Source organism: Dyadobacter chenwenxiniae, from assembly GCF_022869785.1.
Taxonomy (GTDB): domain Bacteria; phylum Bacteroidota; class Bacteroidia; order Cytophagales; family Spirosomataceae; genus Dyadobacter; species Dyadobacter chenwenxiniae.
On record NZ_CP094997.1, the window covers coordinates 1,135,753 to 1,148,136 of the forward strand.

Genomic DNA, 12,384 nt, shown 5'->3' on the forward strand with positions numbered 1-12,384 from the left:
CAGAATGAATTTAGGAATGCTGTGAAGCTTTATTAATAGCTCAGCTTGATAATCGTCCCGTCCTGATAGCTCATCAGATAATACGTGTTGTTATCGGCGCGGATGATGTCTGTTGGCCGGGAAATGTTGCCCAGAAGCGTTTTGCCGTTTTCATCCAACACTTTACCCGACTTCGCTTCAAAGCCCATCTGTCCGAATGCTCCGTGATGGATCACGATCGGTTTATTATTAGCAGAAAGCGTAATGCCTGTCAGCGTCGTGAAGTTCGATTTGTAAATATCTACATTCCCCCAAGTGTCAACCTGGAAAATTTTGGCGTTGTCTTTCGCAAATGGAAAGCCTGTCAATGTACTCACAAGGAATTTAGTGCCGTCGTAAACAATGCCTGTTGGCACTGCCTCTACACCGCTGGCAACATCGGGGAAGTGGGCAAACAAACTCAAATCACCGGTTACACCATGTCTTTTGACGATGGCATTAGCGCCCGAGTCAACAATGTACAAATGACCGTCCGGGCCAAATGTCAGGTCCCAGGTGTTTGAGTTAAGCGGGTCAGTTAATTTTTTGGTTTTTACAAAAGTCCCGATGTCCTGAACAGGAATTTGAGCAAGATCAACGGGAGCATCGCCTGATTTAAAGGAAGCTACGTCCGCTGTATATAACATGCCGTTTGAGCCATGCAGAAAATAAAGCTTGCCGTTATGAAAAACCAGATGCCCTATGCCCTCTGCTGATCCTTCCTGGGTAATTGATTTCAGGCCAGTCACGTACAACGTTTTCGTGCCCGACGGTGTAATCATGGATACGCTGCCATCATTGCCATTTCCTGTGCCGGCCTCGGTCACCCACATATTTCCCTTGTCGTCAATGGCCATTCCGATGGGCGCTTTCAGTCCGCTGACAAATGCCTGGGAAGTAAATGATTCTGGCTCAGGGAATGGCTGGGTATGGTCGGTACAAGCCTGGATAAAAAGTCCCGAGATGACAACCGCGATCGAAAGTAACAGTTTTTTCATTTGGTTTGGAAAGTTGGTTTTTGTTGAATAACGTCGAGTAAAATCGAATTGGGTTTAGTAAAAATTAACGTTGAGTAAATGTTGTATCTGGAAAGTTGTTCTGCGCACAAGTCACCACCGGTGCAACAGCAAACTATTAATCGCTGAGAAAATTAGACAGTGCAAAAGAAGACAAGCGGCTGTCATGGCACAATAGCAAATTCTTGCTATAAAGGTGTTTTTGATCAAAAAATAGTCCCTGAAACAATCGCTTTTTCGCAGGTATATAAAAAGCGGTTACTTCTTTAATCTAAGAATCGACTTTTGGAGTATACTTCGTTAGTCCGCTTACTCAACCTTCCCTCCTTGCATGCCGCGCGAACTTTTACGCTTTAACATTTGGGTGCCGATTTTGAAGATCCATTGTCTCGGATTCCTCCTGTTAATTCTTCAACCCAACATTCATTGCAGCTTCGCACAAATGCCACAAATCCGAGTGAACATTCAGTTACTCGGGCCGGAGCAGGGCTTGCCAAGCAGAAATACGCGCTGTCTGACGCAGGATGGGCGCGGATTTATGTGGGTGGGCACCGGTCAGGACTTATGGCGCTACGATGGGTATACATTTCAAAATTTTACGGGAATGCTCACCCGCTCCATTGGCGGCAGCACCCTCATTAACCAGCTCCGGACCGGGCCGCAAGGCAACATTTGGATCGCTCATAACAATGGCATCAGCATTGTTGACGCGAACAATCTGACTTGCAAGACCATCGACCCTTCGCAGCATATCAAAGAGGTGGATTCCAAGCAAAACCTGGATATATTTTTTGACAAAAAACAAAACGCATGGGTAGCGATTCCGGGAGGCAGGCTCGTCAGGATCAACAGCAAATTGCACCCCGCTGCCTTATACACGCCGAATTCAAAACCGTCGCAATCGTTTTCAGTTGGAAGTGTCGTAACGACCCTGCTTAGTGATAGCAAAGACAATGTGTATGCTTACATTGAAGGTGCGTTTTTACACAAAGTCAGTGAAACAAACAGCTTAACTCGCGGAATAAACCTGCTTGATGGATTGATTGAGAGCAATTTAGCAGTTTCCAGTGTTTTTCAGTCTGCGCCTGACCTGGTAACCGTCTATTACAGGCAGCAAGGAAGTGATAAAGGGAAAATGCGCAGGTATGACTTCAAAAAACAGCAATTTGGACCGCTGCAGGATGCCGATACACCGGTCGATCCTGATTTTATCAAATCAGACTCAAAAGGCTATGTTTGGAGTAAAAGCAAGAAGGAAGTTCGTTTTTTTAATCAGAAAACGGGTGAGTCTACCTCGCTGACCAGTCGGCTGCAGCAAAAGTCTGGTGCTGCAACCTTCTTTTTTACCAGTTACCTAAGCTCAGACGGCAGCTTCTGGATTTCGTGTGTCAATGGCCTTTTCAAGATTACTGTGACAGGGGAAATATTCACAAAGTATCTGAGCAAGCCGCAGGAAAAGCCGGGTGACATTGGCAGCAGCATGCGGGGCATTACAGAAGACAGTGAAGGGATGATCTGGGCATGCTCCTATGGTTATATCCTCAATGGAACCGCTTATATGCTCCACCAGATTGATCCCCCGACCGGCAGGACGAGGCATATGGTGCTGCATCGGCCAAGGAACATTCCGGGGGATCATGTGATCCCATATAAGGTGCTGTTTGCGAAAGATGACGTTTATGCCGTCACGGATGGCACGCAATTTCTCAAAATCGAGCCGGAAAGTGAGGAATATTATCCGGTTGAGTTTCCGTTTGTCAGTGGCCGTGGATTCACTTCTTTTTACAAGTTGAATGATCAAACTTTTTGGCTGGGCACCTGGGGCGGAATGGGCATTATCGATACACGCAACCTGAAACCCGTATTGCTTAACGACAAGCCAGGGCGTTACATTAAAAATGAACGTGTGAATCACTTTATGCCCTGGTCGCAGAACCGTATTTTGGTTAGTACGATCAACGGTTTGTACGTTTTGAACCAGGATGCCACGATCAAAGAACATTACGGACAATCTGCCGGAGATAAGATCAAACTTCCCGCTTTGCAGATATTTCACACCGTCTGGCATGAAAATGCGTTATGGGCTTCGTCAGGGCAGGGGGTGATCCGCATTGATACAGTCCGGAAAACGGCCCGGCTTTTTACCATGCAGGATGGCCTTCCCGATAACAACATTTACGCAGCGCTGCCCGACCAGCAGGGTAATCTCTGGCTGAGTACCAACAAAGGTCTGTCCCGTTTCAACACCCGAACACAGAAGTTCCATAATTACGGTCTTGCCGACGGACTGCCGCACATGGAATTCAACCACGGTTCTTACCTGAAATCACAAAATGGAACACTCTATTTTGGTGGCTTAAATGGCATTGTCGCGTTTGATCCCGCTCGGATCGATACCAATCCTGAAAAAGAGCATGCATTGCAGCTGATTTCTTATTCCAAATACGATGCAGACCGTAACAAAGCCGATACGATCATTAACCACAAGCCCGGTAAAGAGATCGTTTTCAATCCCGGCGACCGCCTTTTCGCATTCTCTTTCATGAGCCCCGATTACCAAAACACAACATTGAACCGTTTCCGCTACAAGCTCGAAGGCTGGGGAGATGACCGTTGGCAGATGATTGAAAACAGCAACAGATTGTTGATTAACAGTCTGCCGCCTGGAAAATACAACCTCAAAGTGCAGGTTTCGGTAGCAGGTGCTGACTGGGGCACGCAGGATTGGCAGGCACCGATCAGAGTGGTTGTTCCCTGGTACAAATCTCCATGGTTTTTTATCCTGAGCTTGCTGGGCATCGGAATGGTGCTTTACCTGTTTTACCGTTACCGGCTACGGCAAATCTTACACATTCAACAGATTCGAAATGGCATTAGTGCCGACATGCATGATGAGATCGGAAGCACCCTTAGCAGCATTACATTTTACAGTCAGGCGCTGCTGATGCAAATGGAAAAGGCGGAACACCAGCAAGTTGTCCGGAAGATAAAAGAAAACGCGCAGCAGGTCCAGGAAGGACTCAGCGATATTGTATGGAGTGTGAAAGCGGGCAGCGATGAGATTGAAGATGTCTTTGCGCGCATGTTTAGTTTCGGGAGCGGACTGGCCGAATCAAAAGGAATTGTGCTCCATTTCGAAACAGATCCGCAGCTTCAAAAAATGAAGCTGGACATGCAAACGCGTAAAAATCTCTATCTGATCTTTAAAGAGGCCGTCAATAATGCCGCCAAATACGCCAATTGCAGTAAGATCGACGTAGACATTCGCCAGGAAAACGGCAGGATCAAGATGGTTATCCAGGATAACGGGAAGGGTTTTGATCAACAGCTTACCAAAAAAGGGAACGGCCTTTCGAATATGCAGCAGCGCGCAGCGCAAATGAAGGGTAAGCTCACTCTTCAATCCAAAAAGGAAGAGGGCACTACCATTACACTTGTTTTTTGAGCCGGATAGGGATGGCGAATATTTGCTATGTAGTCCTACGTAGCGAATGGTTAACTTTGTGGCATGGCATCCAGGATCATTATTTTCGACGATAATCAGGAGCGGCTCAACAGCGTAGCAATGCTGCTGAACCTCTCAGCTGACTTTACGTGCACCGGAACCTTCCCCAATGCCGGTAATCTGGTAGCCGATATCACGGGCTCTACTCCGGATTTGGTGCTTATGGACATTGATATGCCCGGCATGAACGGCATTGAAGCAACCCGGCTTGTGCGCAGGCATTTTGGTGCGTTGCCGGTTTTGATACAAACGAATTTCGAAGAAGATGAGCGCATTTTTGACAGCCTGCGCGCAGGAGCCAATGGATATCTGCTCAAAAAGACAAGCCCGGAGCGTTTTCTGGAAAGTTTGAGGGAGGCGCTGGAAGGCGGAGCACCCATGACTGGCAGCATCGCCGCAAAAGTGCTTCGGTTTTTTTCAGCAGAATCACCCGCCAGGAAAGACTACCACCTTACCGAGCGCGAAAAACATGTGCTTGGATTTTTGGTAAAAGGTTACAGTTACAAGCTCATCGCTTCCGAATGCGGCATTACTTACAACACCGTAAATAACCACATCCGCAACATTTACGACAAGCTTTACGTCAACAGCGCAACCGAGGCGGTCAGTCTGGCGATCAAAGAAAGGCTTGTGTAAAAGCGCTGTTTGTCCATGAGCGCTTGCATCTGGCTGTATGTGATTATTATTTCTTTGTTTCGACAATCAGTGTGCCATTTCCTCCCCTCGACCCAAACCCGGCTGAATTTCCATATCTGACAGCAGAAATAGATTTCAAATCACTCACATTTATTGAATTAAGCATTGGAACAACCGTGCCGGCCCCACTGTAAAAAACATTGTCTAGCATGAGCGCTACCGTATTGTCGAAATTGCTGTCTGCACTGATATTTGTGTTGTTTTCAACAAAGTGAACCCTGTATTCATTGGATTTTTCATTATAAGTTACCCGCAAACCAGGGATTCTTTTTAATAAGTCAAATATAGAACCAGAGCGATCCGACTCAGTAATGGTTAGCGTGTAATCAGGCGTGACAAACGCTCTATCTTGTTTATAATCAGGTTGTAAAAGTCCTTCCTTATCTAAAACTGTCTGCTGGATTTCGACGTCGGGCAGTTTTGTTTCAGCTGGCGTGTCCCATTTAACCTTGCCTGAATATTCAATAAGCGCAATTGAAGGTATAACTGTGTCGCTTCCGGGCGGCAGGTAGTCTATGGGCAGCAATTCAGCGAAGCCCTCACTCGCCCAGGCATCATGAATGGTGATCCCGTTCGGGGCTATCAACCAACCGTTTTCTGTAAACGTACAGTATTGATTAGGCAAAACGATCTGTGAATATTTAAATGGGTAATCGGAAAAGACTGATGTACTGCTGTAGTGTTTTCTTTGAAAGACAATCAAAGGATATTTAGAGTGCAAAATAAAGTGTCCTTTGTCTTGATCAAAAATACAGATTGAGTCAGCACTGACAGGAGCGAAATTTCCACTGGCAACTTCGCCTTGCAAAGGAATTTTTGTTAAATAAAACTCCCTTGTCATTTTCATGGTAAATATTTCAAATCCGTACGAATCAAGCTTTCTTCTTGAAAGTGAGACTAAAAAATTTCGGAAAGAATCTTTGAAAGCTGTGTCCCGGTTGCGCACTTGCTTCTTCTTCTTATCGGGATCTTCTAGTAACGCACTTTCAAAGAACTTATAACCGGAAAGAAATGTCTTTTTCCCATCTGATTCGAACTTGCTCATCTGAAAACTCACGCGGTAACCCAGGGCTAAATTTTCGATGAGCACAGGCTGGTCGCTTATTGCTGTGACGCGGCCGGTCTGTTCATCTAAATTGAGTGTGATTGATTCGGGGTTAAGAATGCGGCACTGTCTGGCTAATGGTGAATCCCCGAGTAGCCCATTTTGGAAAATCCGCCATTTTCGTTTCCAATGTTTATCGCGTTTTCCGGTGATCACAACCTCAAGGATCACATTGTTGATGTCGAGTTTGAAAACCACATTGGCCGTGCGGCCAGGGGCTGCCAGTAGATGTTTTACTTCTGGCTTATATCCTACAAAAGAGGCGATTAGCTCGACCTTTTTATATCGGGCAGGAACGGTAATGCGAAATTTCCCGCTTTTATCTGTGGAAGCACCAATAGAAGTATTATTAATGTAGACAGCCGCAGATGGCAGTGCCTTACCCGCTTCGTCAAAAACAATTCCCGCTATTTCCCACGCGATGTCCTGGGATCGGGACGTGTGCGATATCCACAAGAAAAAAAGAAAGAGATACCGCATACGTTAACTATCCATAATTTAGAGAAAATTGACCTGTGGCAGGTTAGGATATAGCACAAATGATATATTAATAAAAGTAAATATTTTCCTTTTACATTTCAAATATGCTATGCATGTGACGGCAGGATGTCTGATATTGTCAGAAACACAAGCGGTTGACATGTGAGCCATTAGATAGGATTGAAGCCTTCAAACAATTGAAAATGAGAACTTTCGGTAATTTATCTCTCTTATTGCTTTTCCTTGCGGCACTCAGCTTTGGCTTTTTAGCTTGTGATGATTGCTCGGACACTGCCGATGCGCCGGTAACAGCACCAATCAGGTTTTCAATTGTTAATCCCAAAGGCGAAAATCTGGTAGATACAAATGGATCATACTATTCGGTGGATTCCATTGGACTTTTCGATCAGCAGGTGAACGAATGGATTTATTTAAATAAAGAGTATGTGCCCGCTGCCAAAGGGTATGTTTTCTCCGGGGATTGCGCTAAAAATAAAAATGGGAAATCATCGCTGATCCTGAAATTGACCAGCTTTGACTCTGACACTTTAGATGTTTGGTACAAGCAAGAAGACAACAAGTGTTTTCTTCTCTATGCGTATACACACTTTCAGCATAACGGGCGAGACTTGCAGAAATCGCCTCTGACGTCAGCGTTACTTATATCCAAATCAGACTAGCTTCGAGAAATGTATTTTAATATAATTGTCTCAGACTGCCTCGGTATTTATTGGCACTCACTCACGTTCATCGCCCTTCCAACACGCATGTTTATCAGATGAGAGCGATGGTAACCGGCGAGCACCCACATGAGCAGAGAGATAGCATTGGTCACAGGCCCATTGATTTGAAATTTATTCGAACTTGCCAAACAGGATGTTGCCAGTCTGGTCGGACTCCCGAATGCAGAGAAATGAGGGAAAGATGTAGTCTATAAAAAATTGGTGAGACGAGGTCAATAAAATGAGTAAGCCCGGTCGTACTTCTACCGGGCTTACTCATTATGCGTCGTTCTTAATTTTAGTCGTTTGTGGTTCCTGCGCCACCTCCGCTATTTCCATTTTTTTTATTCTTGCGCTTTTTCGACTTTTTGGAACCTTCATCCGAGGTTCCCGTTGAATCAGAATCCTGGCCGACAGTACTTTGACTTCCAGAAGTTCCCGATGTTCCTGCACCAGATGTACCGCTGGTGCTGCCAGTCCCGGAGCTACTGTTGGAGCTTCCAGATTGACCCTGGCTGCCTGTAGTGCCTGGTGTACCGTTAATGCCTGATGTTCCGGTTGAACCCGATGTTCCTGTGGTTCCTGATGTTCCGGTAGTTCCTGAAGTGCCGGTGGTTCCGGATCCCTGAACTTGGCTACCGCTGGTGCCAGTCCCGGAACTGCTGTTAGAGCTTCCCGATTGACTCGGGGTGCCAGTAGTGCCCTGTGTACCGCTACTGCCTGATGTTCCAGTAGTACCCGACGTTCCGGTGGTTCCCGAAGTTCCGGTGGTTCCAGATCCCTGAACCTGGCTGCCAGTGGTGCTGCCAGTCCCTGAACTGCTGTTAGAGCTTCCCGATTGACTCGGGGTGCCAGTGGTGCCCTGTGTACCACTAGTTCCTGAAGTTCCGGTAGAACCCGACGTTCCGGTGGTTCCAGATCCCTGAACTTGGCTACCGCTGGTGCTGCCAGTCCCGGAGCTGCTGTTGGAGCTTCCGGATTGACTCGAGGTGCCAGTAGTGCCCTGTGTGCCGTCGGTGCCAGATGTTCCGGTAGAACCCGATGTTCCGGTGGTTCCTGATCCCTGCACCTGGCTGCCGCTGGACTGCCCGGTCGTTCCGCTGGTAGTTGTACCGCTTTTAGTTTTTCCTGTGCCCTGCGTCGAATTGGTGCCTTGATTTGTTGTTGAGTTCGGCTGGGAACCGGTTCCTGTTGACTGTGCATACGAAGCTGCTGTTGAAATTAACAGAAACAAAGACACACTTAGAATTACCTTTTTCATTTTAATTGGTTTTTAATGTGACGAAATCACTTCAAACATGAAGCGCAACGCATTTATAAAAACCGTTCCCGCAAAATCTGTGGACATAATATTCGTCGCTAGCTGTTTATCCGTCAAAATCACCTGAATGCAACGGAAATGGCTACTGCTTACCTGTGATTTCTGGCCGTTTTAAGGCGCAGTTTGTGGAGTCGTTGGTGCTGGAACAGTTTTTATTAGGCCACCGGTTTTTTGAAACATCCATAACATTTAAAAAGAGGAACTATGAAAATCATTAGCACAAAAGTTCACAGTATACTGGACTATATGTCTGGTATACTTCTTATTGCATCGCCCTGGATCTTTCAGTTTAACGATGTAAGCGCCGCCAAATGGGTTGCTTTGATAGTGGGAGCGGCCATAATACTCATGTCGCTGTTCACGAACTACGAGGGTGGTGTTCTAAAAACAATCCCTATGCCTGCGCACCTGAACATTGACATCGTCACGGGATTGTTTCTGGCCGCATCTCCATGGTTGCTAGACTTCAATGAACAGGTTTACCTGCCGCATTTGATACTGGGTATTTTCGAGATAATGGCAGGAGTAGTCACAGACCGTACACCGGTCAGGGACCATCTTACGGATTTAGATCGTCCATAATTATATCGACGGTCAACGATTTTATTGTCAAGTTTTTTGTGAGTCGTTTGAGTTAGTGTGATAGCGGGCACCTTCAGATTAGTTTCTGGAGGTGTCTTTCTTTCATTTCCAACATTAACATTAGCTCAACCAGATAAGATCTCGTGTTGATGTTCTCAAAAATAGCCTTTGAAGCGCGTCAAAAAGCTCAACCGGGTCATTCTCAGTGAGGGCTAGGTTGGTCACGGTGCTATTGTTTAACCAATTTGACGGATCTGACCGTATCCTGATCGTGGATGGTCAGGACATATTGGCCGGCAGGAAGTGCTTGATCCACTTCTATATCGACCTCATTCTTCAAAAGAACGACTTTCCTCATTGAGATATTTTGCCCTGAAATATTCTTCAAAGTAACTTTCGAATGTTTCGATAACGCCCATGGGACTTGAACCATGACCTTGTTGCTGAATGGGTTAGGGCTGCCAAACGTTACGTGGGTTTGTGATGAGTTCGAGTGGATGCTTACAATACGGCTGTAAGCGAACGTGTCATCTTTATCAACCATTTTGAGCCGGTAATAGATTGCACCGCCGGCCGGCAATCCCTGGCTTATGTCCGAGTCAATGACATAATAGGCATGTTTTCCTTCAAGATATTGCTCTTCCAAGATTTTAGTAAAACTTTTTCCGTCCAAACTTTTTTCTACCTCAAAATGGCTTACGTTAACTGCATCGGCGGTCAACCAGTTTAGAGAAATCGCTTTGTTTTCCTGGCTAGCCTCGAATTTGACGAGCCGGACAGGCAAAGTCTCCTCACTTGCAACGGCAAAGCGACCCATCTCAACGTTACTGCGGCTCAACGTGTAAGGGTCTGATCCACCTGCTGCCATTAATTCATCAAATTGCCAGTAACTCCACATAGAGTTACCAAGGATAGTTGCCAGGGCGCACTTCTCCCTGTCGAATAAGGGTTTTTCATCTGTGCCGTTCCATTGCACCGTGAAGGAAACTTTACCGTATTGCACTCCTCCAATACCTTCAAAGACAAACCAGGTTTTATTCACTACTCCGCTGGCAAAAGGAGGACCCTGGGCATCGCCTCCGTTGAAGTGCTTGTAGGCACCATCTAAAACCAAAGCGAGAATGGGCGATGGATCACCGTGATGTACAATCGTCATGGGTGTAAAACCAGCAGATGTCCCAATCGGGAATATCTTTTCAACGCTACCTACATCCCTTATCAATCCGCCGCCCTGAAAATAGTCGACCACAAAATATTTGTCCTTATCGAAGTTCGAAATTGTTGCAGCAGGACCCAGGTGGACACTGCGATAGTCTAAGAGCACCTTGCCCGACTCAAAATCAAAGTTGCCGTTCACAATGAGGTCATTGTATCCCGATATCGTCTTATTACCGCCGGAAATCCGCACATTCGCGTACGTACCTGGCTGTATTTCCTGCGGCTCACTTGAAGAAAATATTGTAAGTGCATCAGGGGCATTAGCTACGTATGGGCCAGTAAGCTTTCCGGCAATCGTAAACGCTGCTCCTGAAGAAACTGTTAAAGATCCACCAGCTAATATTGACACATTCCGTGCTGCCGAATTCGCAGAGACGACCGGGTGACCTTGATATGCAATTTCGACATCCGTGTATACATCAGGTACCGCGTTAGATGACCAGTTAGCAGCATTGTCCCAGTTATTATCAATCGCGCCAGTCCAGGTTGATGTAATTAATATGGTACCGGCACCAATCGCCTGCGGGGCAGGTTCCTGGCTAAATATTGGTGCAACCAATATTTTGTGTTTAATACCGCTCCGTTCCCCATTCGTAATCCCGTAACTCTCAGGGGTTATTAACACTGGTAAATAAAATGCTACTAATAGCAAGCGAAGATTTTGTAAATGATTCCTCATCGTAAGTACTGGTTTTAAAGATGGTTGAACATACCTGGGCGAAAGAGAAGCCTTTCACCAAACTTTAAATAGACGTTGAGGATTGCGAAACTTTGTAACTGGTTAAAACCAAAAAATCCGCATACCCGTGTAAAGGGAATATTATAGTTATTTTACTTAGGCTGACCAGTGTGTCATCCAAGCAACAGCAAAGCATTCTTCATGCGCCGCGGCCATCCTCAGGGAAAGTGCAAGACTTGTTAATGAGGATAACTTGCACAGAGACAATTAAGAATTCCTACCTTTGTAACCAAAAATCACATATGAGATATTTTTCTACTATTATTTTGGCTTTACTTGCTTCTACGTGCTGGTCACAGTCAAGCCGAAACCTTTTCAGGGAAAATATAGATGCTCATGTTGACATTGTCCCGCTCCGGTTTCCTGACCCTTCGGTTCGTTTTGGGTCGGAATATATGCTGGGAGGCCGCTGGTCGGTGGGCTTAAATCTGGGCGTAGGCGTTCCGATTACAGGTGATGCAGGGTTAGGTTTCATGGAGCCCAGGTGGGAAAAAGACTACCGGTTAATTGAAGCACGGCCCGAAGTAAAGTTCTACTGGTTCAAAAGAGAAAGGATTGGCTGGTATATGGCCGCAGAAGGGTTTGTTTCCAAAATGAATGCCTCGGCTGGGACAAGCTTTCACTTTCTGCCAGATAGTGATACGTTACAAATCAATTTTGATCAAGCCGATTTCCAAAAGACGAAGATCGGCATGATCGGGAAGTTGGGCGGGCGTTTCCTTTTGGGTCAGCGCATTACATTGGACTTTTTCTCAGGTTTAGGATTGTCTAAGACAAAGTCTTCTTACAACAATTACGTCAATCATATTATTAAAAGGTCAGATCCATTCTTTGAAGGTGAAAATTACACTGTCGGCAGGAGGGTAACAGCGCACTTGTCCTTCGGATTAAGGCTCGGATTAATTGTTTGGGCCAAAAAGCATTCTGATTAGCCAGGACAGGCGATCCTGGCTATTTCCGGGCGCTCGCCGACGATCCAATT

9 protein-coding genes are annotated in these 12,384 nt (G+C 46.0%); 5 read left to right on the plus strand and 4 right to left on the minus strand.

Translation table 11 applies throughout. The features are described 5' to 3' along the window. Window positions 1–32: 32 nt before the first annotated feature. On the minus strand, window positions 33–1,016 hold the full coding sequence (locus MUK70_RS04725; protein ID WP_234657600.1) for a ScyD/ScyE family protein: 984 nt from the start codon (window positions 1,014–1,016) through the stop codon (window positions 33–35). Window positions 1,017–1,476: 460 nt separating this feature from the next. On the opposite strand from MUK70_RS04725, the gene MUK70_RS04730 reads away from it, so the two are divergent. Together MUK70_RS04730 and MUK70_RS04735 are read left to right on the plus strand one after the other, a co-directional pair. Then, on the plus strand, window positions 1,477–4,479 hold the full coding sequence (locus MUK70_RS04730; protein WP_234657598.1) for a sensor histidine kinase: 3,003 nt from the start codon (window positions 1,477–1,479) through the stop codon (window positions 4,477–4,479). Window positions 4,480–4,542: 63 nt separating this feature from the next. Then, on the plus strand, window positions 4,543–5,175 hold the full coding sequence (locus MUK70_RS04735) for a response regulator (protein ID WP_234602672.1): 633 nt from the start codon (window positions 4,543–4,545) through the stop codon (window positions 5,173–5,175). Between the two features lie 46 nt (window positions 5,176–5,221). On the opposite strand, the gene MUK70_RS04740 is transcribed toward MUK70_RS04735, so the two are convergent. Next, on the minus strand, window positions 5,222–6,820 hold the full coding sequence (locus tag MUK70_RS04740) for a TonB-dependent receptor (RefSeq protein ID WP_234657596.1): 1,599 nt from the start codon (window positions 6,818–6,820) through the stop codon (window positions 5,222–5,224). Window positions 6,821–7,023: 203 nt separating this feature from the next. Here MUK70_RS04740 and MUK70_RS04745 point away from each other — a divergent pair, with 203 nt between their 5' ends. Beyond that, window positions 7,024–7,500, plus strand: coding sequence for a hypothetical protein (locus MUK70_RS04745; protein WP_234657594.1), 477 nt, complete (start codon window positions 7,024–7,026; stop codon window positions 7,498–7,500). A gap of 340 nt (window positions 7,501–7,840) precedes the next feature. On the opposite strand, the gene MUK70_RS04750 is transcribed toward MUK70_RS04745, so the two are convergent. Beyond that, window positions 7,841–8,803: a hypothetical protein gene (locus tag MUK70_RS04750; protein WP_234657593.1), complete on the minus strand. Its 963-nt coding sequence runs from the start codon at window positions 8,801–8,803 to the stop codon at window positions 7,841–7,843. A 264-nt stretch (window positions 8,804–9,067) separates the two neighbouring features. Here MUK70_RS04750 and MUK70_RS04755 point away from each other — a divergent pair, with 264 nt between their 5' ends. Continuing rightward, window positions 9,068–9,445 carry an SPW repeat protein gene (locus MUK70_RS04755; protein WP_234657592.1) on the plus strand — a complete coding sequence of 126 codons (378 nt, stop codon included), beginning with the start codon at window positions 9,068–9,070 and terminating at the stop codon, window positions 9,443–9,445. A gap of 229 nt (window positions 9,446–9,674) precedes the next feature. On the opposite strand, the gene MUK70_RS04760 is transcribed toward MUK70_RS04755, so the two are convergent. Next, on the minus strand, window positions 9,675–11,342 hold the full coding sequence (locus tag MUK70_RS04760) for a T9SS type A sorting domain-containing protein (protein ID WP_234657591.1): 1,668 nt from the start codon (window positions 11,340–11,342) through the stop codon (window positions 9,675–9,677). Window positions 11,343–11,644: 302 nt separating this feature from the next. Between MUK70_RS04760 and MUK70_RS04765 the strand changes: the two genes are divergently transcribed. Then, the gene (locus MUK70_RS04765) at window positions 11,645–12,334 is read left to right on the plus strand and encodes a DUF3575 domain-containing protein (RefSeq protein WP_234657590.1); all 690 of its coding nucleotides are present in this window, start codon (window positions 11,645–11,647) and stop codon (window positions 12,332–12,334) included. Window positions 12,335–12,384: the final 50 nt, after the last annotated feature.

Bases quoted from the DNA above. Each gene is read 5' to 3' on its own strand.
- MUK70_RS04725 (WP_234657600.1), bottom strand. From the start codon at position 1,016: ATGAAAAAACTGTTACTTTCGATCGCGGTTGTCATCTCGGGACTTTTT.
- MUK70_RS04730 (WP_234657598.1), top strand. From the start codon at position 1,477: ATGCCACAAATCCGAGTGAACATTCAGTTACTCGGGCCGGAGCAGGGC.
- MUK70_RS04735 (WP_234602672.1), top strand. From the start codon at position 4,543: ATGGCATCCAGGATCATTATTTTCGACGATAATCAGGAGCGGCTCAAC.
- MUK70_RS04740 (WP_234657596.1), bottom strand. From the start codon at position 6,820: ATGCGGTATCTCTTTCTTTTTTTCTTGTGGATATCGCACACGTCCCGA.
- MUK70_RS04745 (WP_234657594.1), top strand. From the start codon at position 7,024: ATGAGAACTTTCGGTAATTTATCTCTCTTATTGCTTTTCCTTGCGGCA.
- MUK70_RS04750 (WP_234657593.1), bottom strand. From the start codon at position 8,803: ATGAAAAAGGTAATTCTAAGTGTGTCTTTGTTTCTGTTAATTTCAACA.
- MUK70_RS04755 (WP_234657592.1), top strand. From the start codon at position 9,068: ATGAAAATCATTAGCACAAAAGTTCACAGTATACTGGACTATATGTCT.
- MUK70_RS04760 (WP_234657591.1), bottom strand. From the start codon at position 11,342: ATGAGGAATCATTTACAAAATCTTCGCTTGCTATTAGTAGCATTTTAT.
- MUK70_RS04765 (WP_234657590.1), top strand. From the start codon at position 11,645: ATGAGATATTTTTCTACTATTATTTTGGCTTTACTTGCTTCTACGTGC.